The organism is Brevibacillus borstelensis (assembly GCF_003710865.1).
In the GTDB taxonomy this organism is placed as follows: Bacteria; Bacillota; Bacilli; order Brevibacillales; family Brevibacillaceae; genus Brevibacillus; species Brevibacillus borstelensis.
Genome location: NZ_RHHO01000023.1, coordinates 85,066 through 108,612, shown reverse-complemented (window position 1 = coordinate 108,612; position 23,547 = coordinate 85,066). Strand labels below are relative to the sequence as shown.

General features: G+C 50.5%; 26 protein-coding genes and 1 riboswitch. Of the genes, 8 read left to right on the top strand and 18 right to left on the bottom strand.

Going from position 1 to position 23,547, the window contains the following annotated elements:
* Positions 1-37: 37 nt before the first annotated feature.
* From speD to EDM54_RS12255, 4 genes are all read right to left on the bottom strand, one after another.
* Positions 38-442 carry an adenosylmethionine decarboxylase gene (speD, locus tag EDM54_RS12270; protein ID WP_003386315.1) on the bottom strand — a complete coding sequence of 135 codons (405 nt, stop codon included), beginning with the start codon at positions 440-442 and terminating at the stop codon, positions 38-40.
* A 248-nt stretch (positions 443-690) separates the two neighbouring features.
* Positions 691-1,287, bottom strand: coding sequence for a hypothetical protein (locus tag EDM54_RS12265; protein ID WP_003386316.1), 597 nt, complete (start codon positions 1,285-1,287; stop codon positions 691-693).
* Positions 1,288-1,599: 312 nt separating this feature from the next.
* Positions 1,600-2,136, bottom strand: a complete 537-nt coding sequence (locus EDM54_RS12260; RefSeq protein ID WP_003386317.1) for a DUF4446 family protein — start codon at positions 2,134-2,136, stop codon at positions 1,600-1,602.
* Positions 2,137-2,436: 300 nt separating this feature from the next.
* The gene (locus EDM54_RS12255; protein ID WP_003386318.1) at positions 2,437-3,036 is read right to left on the bottom strand and encodes a YkzI domain-containing protein; all 600 of its coding nucleotides are present in this window, start codon (positions 3,034-3,036) and stop codon (positions 2,437-2,439) included.
* 222 nt (positions 3,037-3,258) lie between these two features.
* Here EDM54_RS12255 and EDM54_RS12250 point away from each other — a divergent pair, with 222 nt between their 5' ends.
* On the top strand, positions 3,259-3,909 hold the full coding sequence (locus EDM54_RS12250; RefSeq protein ID WP_003386319.1) for a YktB family protein: 651 nt from the start codon (positions 3,259-3,261) through the stop codon (positions 3,907-3,909).
* Positions 3,910-4,029: 120 nt separating this feature from the next.
* Here EDM54_RS12250 and EDM54_RS12245 read toward each other — a convergent pair whose 3' ends face one another.
* The gene (locus tag EDM54_RS12245) at positions 4,030-4,998 is read right to left on the bottom strand and encodes an NAD(P)H-dependent flavin oxidoreductase (RefSeq protein WP_003386321.1); all 969 of its coding nucleotides are present in this window, start codon (positions 4,996-4,998) and stop codon (positions 4,030-4,032) included.
* Between the two features lie 158 nt (positions 4,999-5,156).
* Here EDM54_RS12245 and EDM54_RS12240 point away from each other — a divergent pair, with 158 nt between their 5' ends.
* Together EDM54_RS12240 and EDM54_RS12235 are read left to right on the top strand one after the other, a co-directional pair.
* On the top strand, positions 5,157-6,629 hold the full coding sequence (locus EDM54_RS12240) for an aminotransferase class I/II-fold pyridoxal phosphate-dependent enzyme (RefSeq protein WP_003386323.1): 1,473 nt from the start codon (positions 5,157-5,159) through the stop codon (positions 6,627-6,629).
* Between the two features lie 134 nt (positions 6,630-6,763).
* A complete protein-coding gene (locus EDM54_RS12235; RefSeq protein ID WP_122958246.1) occupies positions 6,764-8,812 on the top strand; it encodes a dihydroorotate dehydrogenase in 2,049 nt (682 codons plus the stop codon).
* A gap of 107 nt (positions 8,813-8,919) precedes the next feature.
* Here EDM54_RS12235 and EDM54_RS12230 read toward each other — a convergent pair whose 3' ends face one another.
* The 5 genes from EDM54_RS12230 to EDM54_RS12210 all read right to left on the bottom strand — a co-directional run bounded on the left by EDM54_RS12230 (position 8,920) and on the right by EDM54_RS12210 (position 13,342).
* Positions 8,920-11,049, bottom strand: a complete 2,130-nt coding sequence (locus EDM54_RS12230; RefSeq protein ID WP_003386326.1) for a TolB-like translocation protein — start codon at positions 11,047-11,049, stop codon at positions 8,920-8,922.
* A 117-nt stretch (positions 11,050-11,166) separates the two neighbouring features.
* Positions 11,167-11,292, bottom strand: a complete 126-nt coding sequence (locus EDM54_RS12225) for a GapA-binding peptide SR1P (RefSeq protein WP_003386327.1) — start codon at positions 11,290-11,292, stop codon at positions 11,167-11,169.
* Between the two features lie 164 nt (positions 11,293-11,456).
* Positions 11,457-12,263 carry an alpha/beta hydrolase gene (locus EDM54_RS12220; protein WP_003386328.1) on the bottom strand — a complete coding sequence of 269 codons (807 nt, stop codon included), beginning with the start codon at positions 12,261-12,263 and terminating at the stop codon, positions 11,457-11,459.
* 130 nt (positions 12,264-12,393) lie between these two features.
* A complete protein-coding gene (locus EDM54_RS12215) occupies positions 12,394-12,693 on the bottom strand; it encodes a DUF3055 domain-containing protein (protein WP_003386329.1) in 300 nt (99 codons plus the stop codon).
* Positions 12,694-12,817: 124 nt separating this feature from the next.
* Positions 12,818-13,342 (bottom strand): MarR family winged helix-turn-helix transcriptional regulator, encoded by a 525-nt coding sequence (locus EDM54_RS12210; RefSeq protein ID WP_003386330.1) that lies wholly within the window; start codon positions 13,340-13,342, stop codon positions 12,818-12,820.
* 188 nt (positions 13,343-13,530) lie between these two features.
* Here EDM54_RS12210 and EDM54_RS12205 point away from each other — a divergent pair, with 188 nt between their 5' ends.
* A complete protein-coding gene (locus EDM54_RS12205) occupies positions 13,531-13,959 on the top strand; it encodes a DUF1885 family protein (protein ID WP_003386331.1) in 429 nt (142 codons plus the stop codon).
* Between the two features lie 165 nt (positions 13,960-14,124).
* Positions 14,125-14,760, top strand: coding sequence for a glycoside hydrolase family 73 protein (locus EDM54_RS12200; protein WP_003386332.1), 636 nt, complete (start codon positions 14,125-14,127; stop codon positions 14,758-14,760).
* Positions 14,761-14,814: 54 nt separating this feature from the next.
* On the opposite strand, the gene EDM54_RS12195 is transcribed toward EDM54_RS12200, so the two are convergent.
* From EDM54_RS12195 to dapD, 5 genes are all read right to left on the bottom strand, one after another.
* On the bottom strand, positions 14,815-15,177 hold the full coding sequence (locus tag EDM54_RS12195) for a DUF4912 domain-containing protein (RefSeq protein WP_003386333.1): 363 nt from the start codon (positions 15,175-15,177) through the stop codon (positions 14,815-14,817).
* A gap of 118 nt (positions 15,178-15,295) precedes the next feature.
* Positions 15,296-15,889 carry a hypothetical protein gene (locus tag EDM54_RS12190; protein ID WP_003386334.1) on the bottom strand — a complete coding sequence of 198 codons (594 nt, stop codon included), beginning with the start codon at positions 15,887-15,889 and terminating at the stop codon, positions 15,296-15,298.
* 250 nt (positions 15,890-16,139) lie between these two features.
* Positions 16,140-17,276: an N-acetyldiaminopimelate deacetylase gene (locus EDM54_RS12185; RefSeq protein ID WP_003386335.1), complete on the bottom strand. Its 1,137-nt coding sequence runs from the start codon at positions 17,274-17,276 to the stop codon at positions 16,140-16,142.
* Positions 17,277-17,280: 4 nt separating this feature from the next.
* The gene (locus tag EDM54_RS12180) at positions 17,281-18,492 is read right to left on the bottom strand and encodes an aspartate aminotransferase family protein (RefSeq protein WP_003386336.1); all 1,212 of its coding nucleotides are present in this window, start codon (positions 18,490-18,492) and stop codon (positions 17,281-17,283) included.
* A 14-nt stretch (positions 18,493-18,506) separates the two neighbouring features.
* Positions 18,507-19,217: a 2,3,4,5-tetrahydropyridine-2,6-dicarboxylate N-acetyltransferase gene (gene dapD / locus EDM54_RS12175; RefSeq protein WP_003386337.1), complete on the bottom strand. Its 711-nt coding sequence runs from the start codon at positions 19,215-19,217 to the stop codon at positions 18,507-18,509.
* A 90-nt stretch (positions 19,218-19,307) separates the two neighbouring features.
* Positions 19,308-19,492, bottom strand: a riboswitch (Lysine riboswitch).
* 195 nt (positions 19,493-19,687) lie between these two features.
* Between dapD and EDM54_RS12170 the strand changes: the two genes are divergently transcribed.
* Complete coding sequence (locus EDM54_RS12170) at positions 19,688-20,236, top strand: GNAT family N-acetyltransferase (protein ID WP_003386338.1); 549 nt, start codon at positions 19,688-19,690, stop codon at positions 20,234-20,236.
* Positions 20,237-20,361: 125 nt separating this feature from the next.
* On the opposite strand, the gene EDM54_RS12165 is transcribed toward EDM54_RS12170, so the two are convergent.
* Genes EDM54_RS12165 through EDM54_RS12155 form a run of 3 tightly spaced genes read right to left on the bottom strand, consistent with a single transcriptional unit; the run spans position 20,362 to position 21,887 of the window.
* Complete coding sequence (locus EDM54_RS12165; RefSeq protein ID WP_031932793.1) at positions 20,362-21,174, bottom strand: EcsC family protein; 813 nt, start codon at positions 21,172-21,174, stop codon at positions 20,362-20,364.
* Between the two features lie 7 nt (positions 21,175-21,181).
* Entirely contained in the window at positions 21,182-21,394 is a 213-nt protein-coding gene (locus tag EDM54_RS12160; RefSeq protein ID WP_003386340.1) for a hypothetical protein, read from the bottom strand.
* A 55-nt stretch (positions 21,395-21,449) separates the two neighbouring features.
* Positions 21,450-21,887, bottom strand: coding sequence for a DUF1284 domain-containing protein (locus tag EDM54_RS12155; protein ID WP_003386342.1), 438 nt, complete (start codon positions 21,885-21,887; stop codon positions 21,450-21,452).
* 137 nt (positions 21,888-22,024) lie between these two features.
* On the opposite strand from EDM54_RS12155, the gene EDM54_RS12150 reads away from it, so the two are divergent.
* The gene (locus EDM54_RS12150; RefSeq protein ID WP_003386344.1) at positions 22,025-22,807 is read left to right on the top strand and encodes a class I SAM-dependent methyltransferase; all 783 of its coding nucleotides are present in this window, start codon (positions 22,025-22,027) and stop codon (positions 22,805-22,807) included.
* Positions 22,807-23,469 (top strand): hypothetical protein, encoded by a 663-nt coding sequence (locus EDM54_RS12145; protein ID WP_031932790.1) that lies wholly within the window; start codon positions 22,807-22,809, stop codon positions 23,467-23,469. The genes EDM54_RS12150 and EDM54_RS12145 overlap by 1 nt, the downstream gene beginning before the upstream one ends.
* Positions 23,470-23,547 lie beyond the last annotated feature (78 nt).

Here is a 23,547-nt window from a genome sequence, read left to right as displayed (position 1 = left end):
GCGGACATATTCCGCACCTCTTGGCTTTTTCCAATCGTTACTTGCTTGCCACCTGGGCCGGTTTCATTTCCGGTTCAACCACTTGCAATTCGCCTGTACCGCGAACCAGTTTCTTTGCGTACACTTTTTCTGGCCGCAATACAGAAACCAGGTAATCAATGGCAACTTGCGGGTCTACGGTCTCACCGCAGGTGTAGCAATCCAGAGCCGCAAATCCACGCTCTGGGTAGGTATGAATAGACAGATGGCTTTCCGAGAGAAGAACCAGAACGGTAGCCCCTTGAGGAGAAAACTGCTTGGCTTGCACACTGAGTACAGTGGCACCACAGCTTTCAGCAGCTTCAATCATTTCCTTCTTCAAAAATTCTGCGTCGTTCAACAAGTCAAACTGAACTCCCCATGTGTCAACGGCAACGTGTCTTCCGAAAGTCGAGTATTCCATCTTTCGGTTCCCCCTTCCTAGCAAGTGTAATGTTAAACATCGCTAGGACCTGCGTCATTCACTAACGGGGGCGGTTTCCCTCTTGTTATCCACCCTTTAAAGTGAATCCTGGTTCCTAATCCTGTTTCCAACGAAAACAAACATACCATGCTTCGGCCTAGTTGACAATACTTTTTATGAAAGAAAATCATGGGAAACAAAAAATGGGCGCCGCAGCACCCATTTCATGCAGAAAATCTTCAGTTTTCTCAGGCTTCCAGTTCAAACAAACGACGTGACAATGCGCACAAACGAAGGTCGATCATGCCAAGTTTTTCCGGGGCAGCATGCTTCGCCCAGTTACGCAAGTCCAGCCATCTATCCGTCTCTTGCCGGATCGAGTCAATCTCACACTCGCTTCCCGTCTGCCGGAACAGCTCTTCCAGTTCCTTTGCGGCATGAGGGGCGGTATTTTCAAAAATGGACACTTCCTCGTCGCCGGAAACCTCCTGGATGCTTACGACAGAACCTTCGTCGTAATGATAGACGACTGTAAATCCGTCATAAATCCGATGGACGATCCCGTGGCCTCGAAACGTTTTCATTGCTTTCCGCATGGCATTAGCCAGATGCATATCTCTAATGAGGTAGGAACTTTCACAGGAATACCGGTTGCCCAAGCGGTGGAATGTCAACTGAATCGCACCGCTCTTGTCCGTCAACAAAACGTCCCGATCGCCGTTTTCACAAATTTTCACTTCGACAGAAATGTGCTCATTGGTGAAGAGAGAGACGAATCGGTTCAACTCTTCTTCGTTCATCGTAAAATAGGCCTTGGCGTAGTTTGTTGCTAAACGCTGTGCCATAAATATCTCCTCAATTCTTTTGGTTTACCTGGATCGTTTGGACGAAAACGGTTGCCAAATGAGGAGATACGCTAGGTGTCAACGAAGGAACGTTGTAGAACCTGGCCTTGCCCCGCGAATCGAAAATCGATTTGGGTATTGAAGGCGGATCACCTACTTTTCGTATTTAAAGCCAACCTTGACTCCTTTATTATACTACAGAGGCAGTAAAAAGTCTTGAGCGAAAAGCGGATGAATTTTCGCAAAAAAGCCGAATATCCGTTGAATTTTATCCTGACACAAGAAGAACTCACCTATTCTGCCGGATACTCGCTAATTTTCCTGTTTTATTTCCGTTCCAGAAGGGCTTCCAGCTATTTGATTCATTGCTTTTCTGATCGCTGTCTGCTCTTCTTCTGACAAATGGTAAGGCGAGCTGCCCTGTTCGACCGGCTTTGCGTAGACCCGGGACTCCATGCGGCTGAAAATACTGGTAACAACCACACCATTCTGGGAATCGTCGATGATTGCCAAGGAAAAGCTGAGGTCATTGCCGATGTCATCAAACGCATTGTAGCGGACAACCCCGACATTTCCGCACTGTCCGGCAATGCGCTGTGACAGGCGATTGAGCAAAAACTGCTGATCCGTTTGCCGTTTTTTCACATCATCCATCTCGTCAAAGAGACGATGCATGCCTTCCTCCAAATTAGCCCCATTTGTACCGCTCAGCAAGCGATTTAACGATTTGCGAAGACGGTTGATACGAACCGACTGCATGATCAGGAGCAAAAACAACAAGAGGATGAGCCCGAGGGTGGCCAGGAGCAAGAACGGCGTGTTTTCAGCAAGCGATAGGAGATCTACCATGTAACATTTTCTTCCTTTCTAGTGGCGCAAGGGGCCCAAAAATCCTACTCTATTGTACATCTGTTGCCTGGGCCAATTCAAATGAAAAGACGAACATAACGATCAAAAAGATGCCCAGGAGCAAAAACCAAAAAAAGCGACACTCTCGATATGAGATGCCGCTTTTTTCATTCCCTATTCACATGTGCGACCTTCATCGTTTTTGTTCTTTCCTCCACTCATGCACGCATCTTTCGCATGCTTTCGTGTAATCGCAAAGCTGTTAACGTTTCATTGGCCTGCTTCTTAGGTTGGCTTTTCCTATGCTTCCAGCAGCAGCATTTCCTTGCGGAGCTGCTTCAAGCGTTCGGTCGATCTGCGAATCTGAGCCGTATCCTTGGCATGCAAAGCATCGTACAGGGTAGCCAACTCATAATCGAGTTCCAAACGCAAAACCGGTATTCGTTCCTCTGCATCACGACGTTTGAGGGCGGCAATCACCTGATCCATGGTTACACTGCAAGCTTTTTCGTAGATCACTTTTTTCTCAGCTCCTTTTATCTCCACGATTCTGACGGCTTCTCCATACCGTATGTGCTTTATGAGCAACCCGCTTTCATGGAGCATTTTTACAACGACATGTCCTTTTGCCTTCTGGATAAAGCGGTAGAGTATCAAGGCCACCCGGGTGTCACGGACTGAACAATCAGGTTGCTGCCATCTGTAGACACCGTTGACGCGTTGAAGTCTCCATTCTGCTCTGCCGTCCTGGGTGCACACGAGTAAATGAAAGTGCTCCTTGGTTTCCTTCCAAGTGACAGTTGCTCCTGCATTGACCAGAAACTGCAGCATCGCATACAAGGTTTTTCGGTCAAACCAGACAGACAAATTGCAATACTCCAATTCCTTCCCGTCTTGCATCAGATCCCTCCCATTCACAGAATACTCAGTAAATAGAACTGCTTACGGGAGTGAGTGGTATATCATATTATTCTGTTGCAGCTTTTGCTATTCGTTTCCCTGCATGTTTTTTCCTAAAATCTTATGTTATTATATGGGGGGTTCTGAGCTCTTTTGACAAAGATACTTGCCTGTTTCCCAGCGGGCTGCTTGCTACAGATCGTGCTATGAGAGGTGGTCGTGATGACGAATTCTTTTACCGGTTTTCATCAGAATGATTTTGATGTGTTTGCCATTGAGGGATTGGACAACAGAATGGAAGGGATCAAGGAGCTGATCCGGCCCAAGCTGGAGACCCTCGGACAGCATTTCGCTCCGTCTCTCTCGCTGGCAACTGGCGAAGAGATGTTTTACCATGTCGCCAAGCACGCGCGCAGAACAGTAAACCCGCCAAAAGATACATGGGTTGCCTGGGCTGGCGACAAACGCGGATACAAGAAACACCCTCACTTTCAGGTAGGCTTGTGGGGCACTCATCTGTTTGTCTGGTATGCAGTGATTTACGAATCTCCCTTCAAGGAGGAGATCAGCCGGTCCATGAAGGAACACCTGGAGGAAATCCTCGAAATGGTACCTGACGACTTTCGCTGGTCCCCCGATCACATGCAGCCGGGCAGTACTCCTCAAGCAGTGTTGGGACGTGAAGGCGTACTGCAACTGATCGACAGACTGCAACAAGTGAAAAAGGCAGAAATTTTGTGCGGCATCAATATCGATCGCCATGATCCTGTCCTTGCGGATGGAGACAAACTGCTTTCAAAGCTCGACGCTACCTTTTCTGTCCTGACCAAGCTGTACAATCTGAGCAAGCTGCGTACAACGGGACTCGCTTGATGAGGATGTAGTTTAGGTATATGCAGAAGAACAGGTCCGCTTTCTCTAAAAAAGCGGTTTCCTGTTCTTTTGCTTTTCGGACACATAATCGGGTGCGACCGGGAACACTAAGGAAAACCACTAGGAACGACCTGCACTGTTGTTGAGAAAAGCCAGCTTGCCTTGTACATCTTGAAACATTCGGTCAAACAGTTCTTGTACACTCGGGACATCGTCAATCAATCCGATCACTTGCCCTGCCCATCCGAAGCCCTCCTGCTCGTTTCCTTCGTGGATAAACAAGCGGTTTCGCTCACCGCTGATGTACGGCTTCAAATGCTCATAGTCCGAACTGCTTTTTTCCATTTCCAAAATGAGATCTGACCCGGGTGTTCTGACTACCCTCGCAGGAGTCCCCAACGTCCGTTTGATTACTTGGGTGTCGTGCTCTGTGCTTCTGATCAAAGCATTCTTGTAGGCAGGATGAGCATGGACGCACTCTTTGGTCGCGATAAACCGGGTCCCCATCTCTACGCCCTCTGCTCCTAAAGCGAGAGCGGCCAAAATTCCTCTGCCGTCTCCGATCCCGCCGCTGGCAAGTACAGGGATACGCACCGAATCAACGACGCGCGGGATCAGGACAAACGTGCCGATGTCATCTCTGCCCAGGTGCCCGCCGCCCTCCTGACCTACGGCCATGACCGCATCTGCGCCGATCGATTCTGCCTTTTGCGCCTGACGGACTGAGGCGACAAGCACGAGCTTTTTCACATCGAGGCCGTCCGTTCGGCGAATGAGCGGCTCGGGATTTCCTCCGGTTATGGAAATGACCCGGACCCCCTCTTCCAAAGCGGCCTCCAGCATGTGTTCATATGGGCGACCATGCTGGCCAATGGCAAAGTTCACACCAAACGGCTTGTCAGTCAAGGCCTTGGTTTTCCGAATTTCTTCACGCAAAGCCTCCGGAGAGGGAAGAGACATTGCTGTTACCTGTCCCAGACCGCCGGCATTGGAGACGGCAGCCGCCAATTCGGCATACGCCAGATAAGCCAGCCCGCCTTGTACGACCGGGTACTGGATCTGTAGCAGCTCAGTCACTCTTGTTTTCATAAGCGTCACCTCTCTCACTCACTTCTCGGCCAAAAGGGAGAACTCCTGCCGCCACAGATAAATATCAAAAAAATGAACTTGCTTTCCCCCCCCTTTTTGCTATACTCAATTTGTTTGTTTTTTACCCTTTTATTCTTGTTGCAAAGTGAGGCGATCATATGAGACAAAAGAGTACTCCTCTGTTTAGCGGGTTGTTGGAGCACGCCCGAAGAAATCCTATTCAATTTCACATCCCTGGTCATAAAAAGGGCATGGGCATGCACCCGACATTCCGTGAATTCATCGGGGAAAACGCTCTCTCGATTGACCTCATCAATATTGCTCCTCTGGATGATTTGCACCATCCCAAGGCAATGATCAAGGAAGCCCAGGATCTGGCAGCCGAAGCTTTCGGAGCTGACCATACCTTTTTTTCCGTTCAGGGAACGAGCGGCGCGATCATGGCCATGATTATGGCCACTTGCAATCCGGGAGACAAAATTATCGTCCCGCGGAACGTTCACAAATCAGTCATGGCGGCGATCATTTTTGCCGGAGCGACTCCGATTTTTATCCATCCTGTAATGGACGAGCGTTTGGGGATATCTCACGGGATTACTGTAAAAGCTGTTCAAAAAGCGCTGGAGCAGCATCCCGATGCGGCTGCTCTCCTCGTCATCAACCCGACATACTTCGGCTTTGCGGGCGATCTCAGAGAAATCGTACGTACTGCGCATAACTATGAAATTCCCGTATTGGTGGATGAAGCACACGGTGTCCACATTCATTTTCATGAAGAGCTTCCGATTTCCGCGATGCAAGCCGGTGCCGACATGGCAGCGACCAGCGTTCACAAGCTGGGAGGCTCCTTGACCCAGACCTCTATCCTGAATGTTCGCGAAGGCCTGGTCGATGTCGATCGCGTCAAGACCGTCATGAGCATGCTGACGACGACTTCGACCTCTTATATCCTGCTCGCATCTCTGGACATGGCGAGGCAGCACCTGGCCATTAACGGTCGGATGTTGACCGAGCAAGCGATGCAGATGGCCAACAAAGCCAGAGAGATGATTAACGAGATCCCGCGGATTCACTGCGTCGGTCGGGAAATTCTCGGTACGCCTGCGACTTTTGCCATGGACCCGACCAAGCTCTTGATTCACGTTCGCGATCTGGGGATTACTGGCTGGGAAGTGGAGAACTGGCTCCGTTCGAAGTACAACATCGAGGTCGAAATGAGCGATTTGTACAATGTCCTCTGCTTTGTTACCGCTGGCGATACAGAGGAATCGATTCGCACTCTGGTGAATGCGCTGAGGGAACTGTCTGTGGAATTTGCTCATGTGCAGGCAGAAGAAAAGCCGACCATTTCGCTGCCGAACATCCCGGTCCTGTCCATGACGCCGCGCGATGCCTTTTACGCAGAGACGGAGACTGTTCCCTTGGCGGAAGCGGCAGGTAGGGTAATCACCGAATTTATCATGGTTTATCCTCCCGGTATTCCGATCTTTTTGCCCGGAGAGGTGATTACAGAGGAAAACATCGCCTACATCAAGGAGAACATTCGTGTCGGCCTTCCTGTTCAAGGCCCTGAGGACGAGTCACTGAAAACGGTCAAGGTCGTAAAACGTCAAACAGCTATCTCTGGATAACCTACAAAATGCCGGCTCTACGCGAGTCGGCTTTTTTTGTCTCGAAGGTCAATTCGGAAGAGGCCATTCGCGTTTTGTATGTAGTCAGCATTTGATATGATAGGGAAAAGTGGGTATAGATGGAGGAAACCATTATGCCGGATTGGTCGTATCACACGATGTTTCGCCCCTTATTGTTTACACTGCCCGCAGAGCGGTCACGCCGTTTGACCTTGACCGCTATCGGCACATTGGCAAAATGCCCGGGCGGTCCCTCACTCATCGAACTGATGGGACATATGGAGCCTCCCGCCGAGCTTTCGAGAAAGCATTGGGGTATCTCCTTTCCCACTCCGATTGGCTTGGGGGCCGGGCTCGATACCGATGCCCGGGGGCTATCCGCCCTTTCCCAATTCGGCTTCGGCTATATAGAACTGGGTCCCGTCACCCGCAATCCCGTTGATGAATCCGGCGGCATCGAGCGGTTATTGGCAGACGAGTCTATCTCGTATCCAGCTCCCTTGGCTAACATGGGGGCGGCAAAGCTGGCCGAGCGGCTTGAGCGCTGCGGACATCGCTCGCTTCCATTGGCTTGCCGGCTGTCATTCGCCCCTGGGTCCTCTCCGCTTGAAGCGGCTCAGGAGCGCATTGAAATGATTGAACAGCTATCGCCTTACTGCGGATTCTTTACGCTTGATACACGTCAACAGCTTTTGGATGGGTGGGATGAGACTGCATGGAACCTGCATCTCTCTTTGCTCGCAGAGGCAACAAAGGCCCCGCTGCTTCTGGTACTGTCACCGGACTTGCCCAAGGTCGAGGCCGAGTGCTTGCTATTGCCGGCGATTCGCGCGGGGATAAAAGGTGTTGCAATCGCCGGTGGCATTTCCCCATCATCTGCTTTTGGCAAAACATCGGTCCCGCAGTCTGAAGCCAAAGACACAAAGCCGCCGCAAGAGCTGTCCCCACGCCGCTTGACAGGGGGCATAACAAGGGAAAAGAGCATCCAGATGGTTCAGTGGATTCGAAAAAGTTACCCGAATCTTTTTATGATCGGTTCCGGCGGCGTGATCGAGCCAGACGATGCTCTGGCTTTATTCGCGGCAGGCGCCGATTTTGTGCAGCTTCACAGCGGACTGATTTATTCCGGTCCTGGCCTGCCAAAACGAATCAATGAAGCCATTTGGCAAAGCAATCATCCTCTTCGGACTGCTGAACTTTCTGCCGACAGCAAGTTGTCCGAGCCGGATTCACCAACCGTCGAGAGCCATCGTGCTCCTCGGAGATTCACCGGGCAGTTCCCTGGATGGTTCTCTGGCTCGCTGCTGGGGATCGGCATGGTGATCGGGGGATTACTCGCACTCCTGGTAGCATTGACAACTGTCGTACTTCCCTATGATGAAGCCTTCCTGGGCATGAGAGCGTCCGAGCTCCAGGCTCTCAACCCGCAAATTCTCCCTTTCATGTCCCATGACAGGGTTAGTCTGGCGGGTACAATGATTTCCATTGGCGTGATTTATTTCCAGCTTTCCCGATTCGGCCTTAGCCGGCAGCTTCATTGGGCTAAGCAGGTCTTGCTCGTTTCCGGCTCAGTTGGCTTTCTCAGCTTCTTTCTCTACATTGGCTACGGTTATTTTGATATTCTGCATGCTGTATTGTCTCTGTCGCTGTTCCCGTTTTTCCTGTTGGCCATAAGGCAACCTGCAAACAAACAGCTCTCTCCTCTGCCCGCCCAAGTCAAAAATGACCGTGACTGGCGCCGCTCACTGTGGGGACAATTGTTCTTTGTGATTATCGGCTGCGGGTTGACCGGAGCTGGACTGATTATCTCCATCATCGGGATTACCGGTGTGTTTGTCCCACAGGATCTGGCTTTTCTTTGTGCTACGCCCGAGGTTTTGCAGGCCTATAATGAGAAGCTGATCCCCGTGATCGCCCATGATCGGGCCGGATTTGGCGGTGCCCTGTTGTCAGTCGGAATCGCGGTCCTGTTGATCAGCTTGTGGGCATTCAGGCAGGGAGAGTCCTGGGTCTGGTGGACGCTGTTTCTGGGAGGTCTGCCTGGATTCGCATCCGGGATTGGCATTCATTTCGCAGTTGGATATACGGACTTTATTCATTTGATCCCTGCGTATGTGGCTGCCCTTCTCTTCCTGGTGGCATTAATGCTCACATACCCCTACTTTTGTCTGAGGAAGACGTAGCAATTACGACTCCGTCATTTGTCGGGAAGACAGGACTTATGATGAGTGTTTTTTAAAACCTAAAACAGGCATAGAGGACCTTTCCTCTATGCCTGTTTTTGTAGATACTATTTATTAAATACTCGAATCACAACAGAATTTATATTCGTTCCATTCAACAGTTTGAAAAATGTATTGACGTCATCTAATGCTGTCATGAAAGGTATGCTTTTCTCTTTACTTGTTCCAGGATCTAACACAAAATAGGTCCGATTAGCATTTTTTGCAATGATTTTAATAACTGAATCATCGCTTCCAGTCATAACCTTTATAAAGTTATAATCTGTGTAATCTCCTGGAATTTCTCCACCGTTGTCGTCATCATCGTCGTCATCTCGAGGGCTGGCAAATTCAGCGGTATAAACTGCAGGAGTGGAGTCTCTGTTATCGATCCAGACTAGTCGGTTACCACCCATTCGCGGTTCCTCAATCTCGGCATCCTCCGACCAGATTTCATTCATATAGGAATCTCTGTCTATATCGTATAGCTCAAAGTAGTAGTCGGTGTCTCTCTTGGAATTTCGATTATCCGAGAAGAACACAACATCTCTGGAAGCTTGCGGTTCGATTTGATCTCTTTCCGTCCATCGTACTGCAAGATTGGTCCGTTCCCGATCGATGTCATAATAATACAAGTCGTACGATCTCGTGGAATTGGAGTATTCACTCCAAACGACAAACTCGTCGCCAAGGCTAGCACCTTTTAGCTCAACATCACTGCGAATTTCCTCATCACGGCCACGATCAATATCGTAGAGATAAACGGAACCATAACGCGAGCCTTCGTCTTTTACCCACATCGCGTAGTTTTCATTCACATCCAGATAAAGAGGTTCCTCATTGAGCGTTTCGATTTCTTCAGAATCACCTGTTGAAAGGTCTGTCAAGGTAATATCGTAACGACGGCCTTCGTTTACCCAAAGAAGATTTTTTCCTTCCAGTTCATACAGATCACTATGAGGCGAATCGCCTTTATCCACAGCTCTATCTAGCTTGCCTGTCCGAATGTTGTACACCATGAGCGTTTCCTCATCTTCGTCATACCAGACTACATATGGACTGCTGACAAGCGGACGGCTTGGCTCGGAGTCAGATTTGCTGATCACCTTGCTCGTTTTCGTTTTCAGATCGTACAAAACAACACTCGAGGATCTCTTCGACTCGTTTATGTAGACTACGTATCTATCATCGCCATCCGGCTGTGTTGGCTCTCCTGAGGTTCCCCCAATTTGGACAAGGTCTCCTTCATCTGTGTCATAAATGTAGACAGACAAATTATCATCGCGGTCCCTCTTGGCGAAAATAACATAATCGCCCGCTATGCGTGGCTGCAATCTGTCATCAACGTCCGAGGCAATTTCTTTAGCGTTTTTAGGTCTGCTTACACTGCCAAAATACAATGCTTCGTCTTCTTCGTTAAAATAGATGAAGTTGTTTTTATAAATTTGCGGCATTACTTCGTCAGCGGAATCAGTTGTCAGCTGTTTATTCCTGGAACTTCCCAGTTCATGAAGATAAATATCGGTATCGCGGCCAGTGTCACTCTCGTATACGATTTGATCATCGTATATAGACGGATTGGTCTGATTTCCCGACTCTTCTACAGCTGGGTATTCGCGCCCCTTGCTGATGTCGTAATAAAAGATATCGGAATTTTTGTTTCTGGTGTCTTCCCAAGCAACATAAGAACCGGTCACAGTCGGATTGCTCGCCCTACCGCTGGTGGATACACGCTTTTCTGTTCCTGCCTCGATATCGTATAGGTAGATATTTCCGTCAGAACTATCGGCCCAGACGATCATATTGTCTGCAATATCCAACTCAGATGGTTTGGCATCCCCATCTGTTATCCGGATTTCTTTTTCCCGGTCAATATCATAGAGGTAGACATCGTCTCCACCGTGGCGATCGTCAATCCAAGCTACATACTTGCCATCAACCACCGGGCTTTTCTTTCCGGATGACTTGTTCCCTATTTTACTTTCAGATTGATCATCAATATCGTAAAGGGTAATAGTATTTTCTCCCTTTACCATCCACACGGCATAGTCGGTTGAAATATCGAATCCTGTGCGGGCAATATAAGGCTGACTTGCATCGACTCGGATTTCATTTGCGGCGAAAGCCGATGTACCGCCCCAGAGGGAAGATGTCAGCAAGACAGCCGCCATCAGTCCCCGGATGCGTCCTCGCTTCATGAAACAATTCCTCCTCTTACAACTATTTTCTCTCTTTCCCATTATCCTTCATTCGCCAATCATTGTCAAAAAAAAACAGACGCTTTCGACAAGCGTCCGTGTTCTATCTATTTCGCCTTATTTCTGTTTCGTCGCTTCCGCGTGCTTGCATTCGCCTTTGCACATGCCATACAGCGTCTTTACCTGATTGCTCTCAAAATGCTCGATGATCGACTCACAGCTTTGGCAAATAATAGTCCCCATATTGCGCAAACCCCTCCGACTCTCATATTGCTGTCGCACAAGCATGTCATATATCCTACACGCCAGCAAAAAGATGATGCTCATTCATGATCGTACCTTTATATTAATACGTCATAATGGAGGAGTCAATCAAAAAAATACACATTTTAATCTCTATTAGTATGTCACATTTCTAGTCCGTGCTGCTTCATCCACTCTACGATACAGCAGAGCACATCTTCCCGCTCCGGCTCATTCAGAAGCTCGTGACGCATTCCGGGGAAGCGCCGGAATACAGCTTCTTCCGGCAAATCAGCCGCAAATCGCTCCACGGCATCCGCGTCGACCAGCAGATCATCACCGGCCTGCAGCACAAGAGTCGGCAACAAAAGGCTGCCTCGTTCCTCCCAAGCTTCCCCCATCGCTCGATGTAGCTCCTGGTACCAGCGCACGCTTACTTTTGGATACTGCCATGGGTCTGTTATGTAAGCCTTTTGCACCTCCGGGTCGCGCGTAACCATCTCGGGCGTTATCCCGCTCGCCATTCGCAGTGTAGGCCAGCTCTTATCCAACCAAACAGCCAGCCTGGCCTTCCACTGTGGAACCGGCACCTTCAGTTGGAGACATGGAGACGTGAGAATCAGTCCGGCGAGTCGTTTTCGCTCCGCAAAGCGCTCGATGAGGCGCACCGCGACAAGGCCGCCCATGCTGTGCCCAAAAACGAATACCGGGTATTTCTGTCCTGCTTTTTGCAAGGCCGTCTCTACCCACGCCCCAGCCGCGTCCAAATACTGCGAAAAGCTGTCGATATGCCCTTTCCTGCCCGCAGACCGGCCCCACCCTGGCAGATCCCCTGTCACTACTTCGACTCCGAACCGATTTAACTCGTCAGCGACATGTTGATATCTGCCATGATGCTCGCCTGTTCCGTGGATCAGCACCATCGCTGCACGAGGCTTTTCTACAGACCATGTATGGGAAAACCACTCCATTTTGCTCCCTCCTCTTCTCCAAGAATAGCATGTGACAAGGCAATTGTATGAAAGCGCCATCTCTTCTGGAAGGCAATGATTGCATCTCACCGCACAAAAAAATGAGCAGAAGCGAACTTCTGCTCATCCGTTAATACTGGTTTTCTTCGAAGGGCAACGATGGCAAATGCTCCTGGAAAAAGTGGGAGAGCATTTCTGCTTCATCTGAACAATCCAAGCGGAAGATTTTCTTCAGGTACTCCGGGTTTACGGCATCCTCTGAACCGAGAAGGGTAGATTGCCCAGTCTGCATACAGATGACCAACGGCTTTCCATAAAACTTGTTCGTATAGACGATTCCGAAGTCGTGGCGAGTCCGTTCTGTGACAAAACCGAAAAAACGAACCTGTGCATTCTCGGCGACGTCGTACAAATGGTCATAGCGTTCCATCAGCAATCCCTCCTCCAAGTGTAATGATCCGAGCATTGTTTAAATATTCGGATTCTTTATTAGTGTAACACAATCTCCGCTCAATTTCCAGTTTACATTTCAACCTGCCAAATATTGGGCGAAGTCAGATGATCATGGATTGCCGATTGGGTACCCGGTCTTCTCCTTCCTGAATCCACCGGACCTTTTCCGATCCGTGCAGCGACTGCGCGACAAAAGACAGACACTCAAAAAAGAGCTCGACAACAGCTGTACTGTACCTCTCTTCCAGCTTCTCCAACGCATAGGTGAGACGGAAAATCGAAGGGACCCGCTGCCTGCTTGTCTCGATCACTTCTCTGCCCTTGCGCGTCGGATAGACATGGACAACCCGGCCATCCAGCTCTGACTTTTCGATGTAGACCATCTCTTTTTCCACCAGCTTTTTGATGTGGATCACAATGGAAGACGGATGCCAGAAGGTCCACTCCGCGATTTGCGTTACGCGCACGCCTTCGTAGCAATAAATGATCCATAGAATATTCAGTTGTACGGAGGAGTCCAGCTCCGCTTCTTTTGCCGCTCGCTCCCAATCTTCCTTGTTGACCACATCTATGGCGCGCATCGTATTTAATGCTTCATAGACATTTCGAATGGAAACCTCCTGCATGGTATCTTCCCTCCACAATCCATTTGTCGTTCTCTAGTGCTGTAACGCGCTGCAAATGGTATATACATTTTACACTTTTCTGAAAAAACTCGCAATTGTTTTCCCCCTGGGAATGATTCATTGCCAAAGAGTGGCAGGAATGCTACACTTAACGCAGGAGATTCCCGGGACTAGGAGTGAATGCAAACGTGAATCTGCAGTCGGCCTACATATATTTAGTGGATGGCTCTACAGCCACTGAAGCATCTCTGGATGAAGTCAAAGCAAAATTGCTGCGCTACGTCGACATGACCAAAAAAACCGGTGAACAACTCGGCTGGTCCTACGCCGATGCCGCTTTCCCTTATGTCATCGATGAACGCCCCGAGGGCAAGGATTCCTGGCTGCTGCTTCGCGGCAAAGATCCGAGCACTCACAAGGCGATTATCATCGGAGTTGGCAAACGAGAGAAAAATGGTAAAGAACATTCTTACATTCAAGTTTCCCTGCCGGACTCTGCAACACATGGCGACAAGAGCAAGGCAAATGAATTTTGCCGTTATCTTGCACGCAATTTTAAAGCAGAGCTGCACCTCTTTAACAACCGCATCCAATATTTCCAGCCGCGCAAGCCATAAAGCGCCTGGAGCAGCAGCAGCCGGCATTTCCCGGCTGTTTTTTATTTTCTGGCTGTTTTTGTCCACATTTGCCGCTCTTTCTAAAAGGAGAGACAGCAGCCTTCCCCGCTCTGCTTGTTTTCTCATAAAAATAGAGCACAACCCTTCTTTTGGGAGGAATGCCCGATGGACCAACAAGTGTTTATCCATTTTGTAGCCGGGCCAGCCCGCCAATCTTATCTGACGCATCGCATCTTCCCCTCGATCACGATTGCCCAGGCCATTCTGGAATCCGGCTGGGGCAAGCACGTTCCAACCGATGCCGCAACCGGCCGCTACTCCTATAATTTGTTCGGGATCAAAGGAAGCGGACCAGCCGGTTCTGTCACGGTCAACTCCCGGGAGGTGGAAAATGGCCAGACGGTTATTCGCCCCTCTGCCTTCAAAGCCTACTATTCCTATCAACAGTCCATCGATGACCACGCTTCGTTTTTGCTTCGGCCCGCGTATAAGCGTGTCATCCTCGCATCCACTCCCACCGAAGCCGCACAGGAGCTGCAAAAAGCGGGCTACGCAACGGATCCGGCGTACGCCGAAAAATTGACCAACCTGATACGCACCTACCATTTGACACAGTACGATCAATTTGCCCCCGAAGAGAAGTCCGTCCCCGAGTGGAAGCAGGAGCTGGGGCTGCGCGCATTAAAAGAAGGTTTGATCACCTCACCGGAATGGCTCGGAAAGCTGGATGAACCGATGCCGGCCTGGGCTGTATTCGCTGTCGCTCTGCGCCTTTTGGACAAACAGAGAAATATCCCTTAGCGAATGCAAAAAAAGGCTCTCCCAAAGGAGAGCCTTGCCTTATGCGTACGTTGATCAAATCAGTTGAGATCGCGACAGCGAATAAAATCTGCCATCAACCATCCGAATCCCCAGATCAACACAGTATCTCAGTCCCTGTGTCACTCCATAAAGAATCCATTCTGAAGACCGGTGGTTAATATCAAAGTCTGTATACAGATCTGTGCCGTCATTACGAATCTCGTTGCGGTCCGTCACATCGAAGAGGCGGAGTACAAATGGCAGTTCGGCAAATGGAATCGCGAATTTTCGCTCGACTTCCTGCTCAAACTCTTTTGTCATTTGCCATTCGGCCAAGATCGAATGCTCATCTTGCCAGGCAATGGTTATACTCGGGCCGTCAATGTCGGTGGATGACCGCGGGGGATTTGTCTCCATTCGCTCCCATCGTTCCTTTCTCTCATGTACTTGCTTGCGGATTATGAAAAAACTTGTGTTTTGTAATCATTATACCACGTTAACAAGTCATGTGGAAACGCATCCAAGCCAGATAATTTTATCTGCCCACGGAAAAACTGTTTTCCCCTACTGTTACATACTGATCAAACTTTTCGGTTTTCATCTGCACCTGCACTTTGTAGGTCCCGTACTGCTCAAGCTTGGTGGAGACAAACGGTTCCGAGAAGTAGAAGCTGTTTCCGTTTTGAGTTGAGAATTTCCAGACTTTACTTTGCTCCACTTCTTTTCCATCCGGTCCAATCAATACTACTTGCATGCGCAAATCCTTTGCCGAAGGGGCTTCGTCTACTTCGACAAAGACGTTAAACGTGCGAGGGACATCCTTGTCGCTGTACCCTTTGATCGGGTTGCTGAAGACGACATTTTTATTGCGGCTTTGCTGAACTCCCTCAAGAACAAGCACATTCACATTAGGCTTGATAATTTCCATTTTGCCCGAGCGCTGATCGTACTCTGTGAATCCACCCAAGCGATTCACCAATTCTTCCATGGAAGAAGCCGTAGACCCGGGCAGATCGCTTACAATGCGCTCGCCGCTCAGAAAAATGCGCATTGCGCCTTCGCCCAAGGCCGTACTCCCTACACCTGCAACCGTCAGCACCAACAGGGCAGACAACCACCTTTTTTTCATGACTCAATCCTCCAGTATCGTTGCGCTTCAGCGCTTGTTTTCCTCAGTGTTTCTTTCCATATTCTTATACGCCCAAGCAAGCAAATAGTTGTGGTGCCCCGCGAAGTTTTTTCTGCGATATCCACAAAATCCACATCATCCACAGCTATGGCCTGCTTGGCGGGAATAGGCACGTCACATCATGTCCAAACAATAGAAAAACGACCCCCAAGAGGTCGTTTTCCTGCTTTTATCCACATGTTTTATCCGGTCATGCCTGCTGATCGGAGAGCCATGTAAAATATCGGGTCACTACGTCGATGGCGACTTCAATCGCCTGCTCATCCGGCTCGATCTTGGAGTGGTGAAGTCCATAAGGGGTATCCGCTCCCAGCCAGAACAGGAATCCGGGAATTTCGGTCAAGAAAAAGCCAAAATCCTCACCGGTCATCGCTTCCGCGCAGTGTACAAGGGTGACGTCGGGCAGATTTCCCCTCACCCAGTCCATAAACTGAAGGGTCATTTCCTCGTGATTGTACACCTGAGCATAGCCGCAGCCGTAATCGATCTCGGCCTTGCACTCGAATCCCGCTTCCACCCCTTTGACCAGGGCTTCAATCCGGTCCTTCACCCGGGTCATGGAATCGGTGGAAAACGTCCGGATCGTCCCTTCCAGTCTTGCCTTCTCCGCGATGATGTTCTGCCGCGTACCTCCCTCAATCTTCCCGACCGTAATGACAGCCGAATCCAGCGGATCAATATTGCGGGAGATGACCGACTGCAGCTGGGTCACCAGATGGCTTGCCGCGACTACCATGTCGTTTGCCTTATGCGGAAATGCCGCGTGTCCGCCTTTTCCGACCAGATCAATCATCAATTCGGATGTGTTGGCAAACAGAATGCCTGGCTTTGTCGCGATATGGCCTACGGGATACTCTGGAGCGATGTGCAGGGCAAAAATGCAATCCGGCCGCCATTCTCCAAACTCCTCGCTCTCCATCATCGGCTTGGCTCCGCCAGGTCCTTCTTCTGCAGGCTGGAAGATAAAGAGGAGATCGTCGTCAATGGGATGATGGACGAAATGCGTCAGAATGCCGAGGCCAATCGCCATGTGCATATCGTGTCCGCATGCGTGCATATACCCTTCGTGCCTGGAGCGGAATGGATAGGAGGTCTCTTCCGTGATGGGAAGCCCGTCCATGTCCGCGCGCCAGGCGATCGTTCTTTTCGGATTCCGGCCTGCCACTTTTACGAGAATGCCTGTCTTCCATGTCTTGAGCTCAAACCGCTCTGCAGGGAGCTGCTCCAGATAATCGAGCAGGTAACGCTGTGTCTTGAACTCCGCGAACCCGGGCTCGGGAATTTGATGCAGATCTCTGCGGATACGGACAAACGTCGAAACACTCACGCTGCTACGCCTCCTTTCCGGCCGCCAACTGGCTCATTTCGCGGGTGAAGGCTTCCATAAAACGATCGACATCTCCGCGGGTCAGCGTAAGCGGCGGGAGCAAACGGACAATGGTTTTTTGCGTAACATCGACCAAAATCCCCTCCTCCAGCAAATTTTGCTGAAGCCGGCTTACTTCCTCCGGTGAAACCGAGAGCGGGATTCCCACCATCATTCCCTTTCCGCGAAGCGATTGCAGCTGCTCAGGAAAGGCTGCCCGCAGATCTTCCAAACGATCCCACAGGTATTGCGTCACATCCTGCAATTGACTTTGGAACGCTGCGTCCAACAGTTCGTCCAGAACTGCATTCCCCAAGGCGGCAGAGAGCGGTGACGGCGCAAACGTGGTGCCGTGATCACCCGGCTTGAACAAGTCTTGCAGTTTTTCGCCTGCGATGACACCCCCGAGCGGAAGCCCGCCCCCTACTCCTTTGGCAAAAAGAATGAGGTCCGGTGTCACAGCAGCGTGTTGAAAAGCGAATAATTTGCCTGTCCGTCCCATTCCTGTCTGAATCTCATCCATTGCAAACAAAGTGCCTGTCGCCTGGCAGATCGCCGCCACTTCCTGCAAATAGCTTTCAGCCAGAGGGACGACACCGCCCGAGCCCAGCACCGGCTCCATCAAAACGGCAGCAGGACGGCGTTCCTCACAGACAGCGCGAAGCTGATCAATGTCTCCTGCCTTCAGCTCATAGACCGGAAAATCGGGCTGAGGAAAATCCTGATAGACGTGAGGCTGTCTGGTCAGGCGAAGAGCTCCCAATGTCCGGCCGTGAAAGCTGTTGGACAGAACCACGATGCCTGAGCGTCCCGTACCTTCGGCAGCCGTCCATTTGTGAATCAGCTTGATAGCCGCCTCGGTCGCTTCTGCTCCGGAATTGGTAAAGAAGACTTTCCCCGGGATGGTATGCTCGATCAGCCTCTGCGCCAGCTTGATCGCAGGGGGATTGAGGAAAATATTGGAGATGTGCAAAAATTGCTCCCCTTGCTCCCGCAGGGCCTGAATAATCCGCGGGTGAGAGTGGCCGAGCACGTTTACGGCAAGTCCGGTAAACAAATCGAGATATCCCTTGCCATTCGTGTCGTAGAGGTAATTTCCCTCGCCCTTGGCGATAGCGATCGGCAGTCTTTTGTACGTAGAGACGATGTATTGTTGATCAAGCGAACGCCAGTCCATGCCTACCCTCTCCCTTACAGCTGTCTCAGCTCCTGCTTGATCTCCGTCTTGGAGCGTGTCTTTTCGTCGATTTGCTTGATAATGCGTGCGGGCGTACCAGCTACTACCACATTCGGCGGAACGTCCTCGATAACGACAGCTCCTGCGGCTACAACGGAGCCTTTTCCGACGCGAACCCCTTCCAAAATGACCGCATTTGCTCCTACCACGACATCGTCTTCGATAACGACCGGAGACGCAGATGGCGGTTCGATCACGCCGGCAATGACAGCACCTGCGCCGATGTGGCAATTTTTCCCGATCGTTCCGCGTCCGCCGACGACGACGTTCATGTCGATCATGGTGCCTTCTCCGATGACGGCTCCGATGTTGATGGAAGCTCCCATCATGATGACAGCGTTGTTGCCGATGCTCACCTGGTCGCGAATGATTGCGCCTGGCTCAATGCGTGCCTGAATGTTTTTTGTATCCAAAAGCGGAATCGCAGAGTTGCGGCGGTCGCTCTCCACTACATAATCCGCGATTTTATCCGCATGCTGCTCCAGAACAGGCTGGATTTCCTTCCACTCCCCGAAAACGACTCCCGTGCCGCCGTTCAAAAAGGCTTTTGCGCTGGGACCGAAGTCGATGCCGTCCAAATCCCCTTTGAGGTATACCTTTACAGGCGTTTTCTTTTCGCTTTTTTGAATAAACGAGATAATTTCATTGGCATCCATCATGTTCACAGTACTTCTCCTCCACTTTTCTTGAAATGAATGTAGAAAAAGCAATGAGTGCAAACGCTATACTCATTGCTTTTTGATACCGGACAAGCAAACGTAAATAGCGCTCCATAAGAGAAACTTCTCCTATGACAGGATGATCATTATTCACGAGCACCCCAGCCCTGCCGCCAATGGGGATGCGGCCAGAACTTCGGCGCTTTGGCCTTTTCTCCTCTTCCCTTTCCCCATTCCTGATGAAAAGAAGTACTCATCCGCAGCGCGCCTCTATTTAGAAGGCAATATGCAATTGTTCAGCTTTACTTACCCTGTACTGTACCAAATTCCGTACCCGGTGGCAACTGTTGAATCGAGAGTGGGCCGCTCCTGCTGGACGGCATTGTCAGCGACTCCCTTTTCCCTCTTTTCAACAGTCCTGATTCATGCTAAACTTTCCATCCACCCTATATGTGAATAGGAGGCTGAACCTGAAGATGTTTGCACCTTCTGCGTTTCTTGTTCGTCCCTTGTCTGCAAGCGATGCCCCTGCCCTGGCCTCTTTGCGGCAACAAAACCACCAATTTCTGCAGCCTTTTGAACCCATCCGCCCCGCTTCTTTTTACACAATTGAAGCGCAGTACCAGCAGTTGGAGGAGGCAGAGCGAAGCTTTCGCGAAGGGACAGGCTATTCGTTCGGCATTTTCGTCGGCCCTGATCAAACCCTCGTCGGCCGCGTCAACCTCTCCAATATCGTGCGCGGAGCCTGGCAAAACGCTACACTCGGCTATTTCCTCGATCAATCTCATAACGGCAAAGGAATAATGACCAGAGCAGTAGGAGAAGTCATCCGATTTGCGTTTACCGAAGCAAAGCTTCACCGGGTTCAAGCTGCGGTCATGCCGCGCAATACAGGCTCGATCAAGGTTCTTGCGAAAAACCGATTTCGCGAAGAAGGACTGTCGCTTCGCTATTTGCAAATCAACGGTAAATGGGAGGATCACCTGATCTTTGCCATTACCGCCGAGGAGCTGGAGACGACGTAGGAGCGGCAGCATCACTTAATCTGGACGGTTGCAATTCAGAAAATCGGTTCAATAATTCGGTTCGGCGTTTGGCTGGGCAATTTGTTCGGCCGATTCGGCCATTTGGGTTTTTGTTCACACTACAGCTACGCCTCCGTGCCAAGCCGCTCGAGAATCCTTCTCTTGCGATACAGCATCATGCCCGTCTCCGCCACGTCACGGACAGACGAGCGATTCAGATAAGCGCCGAAGAGCATTCCCGCGACCGGTACGATCTGAAACAGCTTTTTCCACCCGAAATTTTCCGTGTAGGTCACCACTACCTCTCGCCAGCCCTGAAGCTGAGAGAGTACATCCCGCTCTTTGGAAGGATTGTCGAAAGAAGACAGCTCCTCCAGGATCGCCTGCTTTCCTACAATATCCGAGGAAGCGAACTGCAGACATTTGACAATAAACAGCCGCTCCCGCTTGTCCTGCGGATCATAGCCGTAGCAAATCGCCATCTCCTGCAGTACCTTTAGCGAGGTGCCCAGCAGCAGAGGAATGTCGATTGCAAGCGTAAAGATGCCGCCAAAGCCTGTGGTGGCTCCTTGTACGGCTGCAAAGGTGGCACGCGACTCGCTCAGCTCTGCGGCGATTTTATCCATTTGCGCGAGTGGACGCTGATTGATCGGAAGCGTTTCTAGCGACTGCTCGTCCTTCCTCGGGAACGCTTCCTGAAAGCGGGTGTGGATATCCCGCTCACGTACCAGGTACTTCCCTCCGTTCTCCAAAAAGGCAACCAGTTCGTCGACGGCTGTGCCAAGTTTGTCCCGCACCACGTTTGGCGTGATCCGGTCCAGAAAGACAAAGGGGAGGCGCCCAAGCTTTTCCCAAAACCACAGATCGTTCTGGTCTGATTCCCATTTCCTTACCTCATCCAACTTACGGGTTAGTGTCACTCGATCTTCAAGCTCCACGATCCGTTCAACCCCTTTGCCGTTTATCGCGTTTCTTCTGCTTGTTTACGAGGCATCGGGTCCGCAAGCATTCCTTTGCGAATGCTTCCAACTCCGAGAGTGAATCAAAACCCGAAAAATCCTCAATTTCTTTTACGACTCCCAGCTTGAGATGTTTCACTTTTCCTTCTTCCATGCGAAAGCCAAGTTTGTAGAGGATGCCCCACTCTTCCTCCGTCATTGCCGTTCCCTCCCTGATCTTTCTTTCCCAAATCCTCGAAGCACGTCAGAAAAAATTAGGAAGGTTCAGGGTTTTTTCCTTTGCGAAGCTCGGTTATTCCCTCCTTGCAGACACCGTAGGATAACCACGAGCACCCCTCGCATAAATGGGCCAAATCATCTGGGGATACTCTCTCGCGTGTCCTTTGCACGAGTTCCGACTTGAGATAAACCTCCCCTGGCGTGATTCCCAGGTGCCGAAACACATTTTGATCCAGCGTTTGGACATGCTCCTCCGAATCAGGAGCCGCTTCGCAGCGCGTCGATCCTTTATGAGGACAGACTTGACACGTTTCATCGAATCCTTTTACGACTTGAATCGGAAAGTCTTGCTCATTGTCGCGGATTCTCTCTACAATCTCCCCCATTTTGACAACAAAGTCAGGACTGTATCCCATTCCGCGAAAACCGTGGACACACAGCAAATGATGCCCGCGCAAAACAACTGGTTCCATCCTTCATCCTCCCTTATCGTCTGCCTGAAGGCATTGTTTCGCAAATGCAAATAGAAATTTCCTATTACTTTTATACTTATTATAGATTTGACTAATACCCTTTTTGCTGGTAAAAACAAAGCAAGGAGGGGGTTCACATGACTGATACGCATTCATGGAATTCGCAATTGTACGACACGAAAATGAGCTTTGTTTCCGCCTTTGGCAAAGGCATCCTGGATTGGCTTCAAGCGAAACCGGGCGAGTCTGTCCTCGATATCGGGTGCGGGACGGGCGACTTGTCCCATGAGCTGGCGAGCATGGGGGCCAAACCGACCGGAATTGACTTCTCTGAAGAAATGATCGATGCCGCGCGAAAAAAATATCCGCATCTTCCTTTTTATGTTGCGGACGCTCATACTTATCGTACAACCGAAACCTTCGATGCCGTCTTTTCCAATGCCGCCTTGCACTGGATGAAGCAGCCCGAGAAGGTGGCTGAAAGCATTTGGATTGCGCTTCGTCCCGGTGGGCGCTTCATCGCCGAGTTTGGCGGAGCCGGCAATGTGGAAACGGTTATCGAAAAGATCCGAATCGTGCTAAGCTCAGCCGGCATTGATGCATCTGAAAGAATGCCCTGGTACTTTCCCAGTATTGGCACTTATTCCACTATATTAGAGCATCAAGGCTTCTCTGTCACTTGTGCGCAGCTTTTTGACCGCCCGACTCCCCTGCCTGACGGAGAAAACGGCATTCTTCACTGGCTGAACGCTTTTTGCTCCCCCTTCTTCACCGGGATGTCCGCTGGCGAAAAAAAGGCCGCATATCGGGACATCGCCGAAGAGCTCAAGCCTCATCTGTTTCACGACGGCTCTTGGGTCATCGACTACAAACGGATCAGAGTGGCTGCTGTCAAACCATTTGAAAAGGAGATTTCCTGATGCGCCTTGGCTGTTTGCACGCCCATCACTCCAATATCGCCCTCATTTCTGATGGTTTGTGTATCGACGGTTTGGCGTTGACCCATTTTGTCGACCCCGGCGTCCTGATTCGCTCAGAGCTTTCGGGACATTTTCCCGACGAGGCGTCGAGAGCAAAGATACGGGAACAGCTGCAATGGATCGCCGCATGCGGCGTGGACGCGATTCTCATTACTTGCACTCAGTACATTGCAGGCATGCAGCCTGAAGATGAAAATTGTGTAGAGCTGCCCATCATCAAGCTGGACGAACCATTTTTCCACGACGTATCCAGCTCCTCCGGCTCTCACCGTCTGCTTTTTTCAAACCCTGCTACGATCAAAGGGACCATGGCGCGTTACCATTCGTTCGCACACGTGCGTTCTTCGGAGACAGACGTACGTGCAGAGCTCGTTCCCGACTCATTTCCTTTGCTGATGAGCGGACGAACAGCGGAATACCGCGAAGCCATCTATCATGGCTTGCAAGTATTGGCCAAGCGAGGGGAGCCGGAGAGCATTTCCGTGGCCCAATTGTCCATGGTTCCTGCTGCCGAGCTGTTCGAAGCAAGCACCGGGCGGCCGATCGGCAATCCGCTAAAAAGCTTGCGGGCCGAAATAGAGAGAATCTTGTTTCCTTCATAATTTCATAAAAAACCGCCCGGCTGTCCATGAATAGAGACATCGGGCGGTTTCCCCTTTATTTGCGGTTCGCTCCAGCCT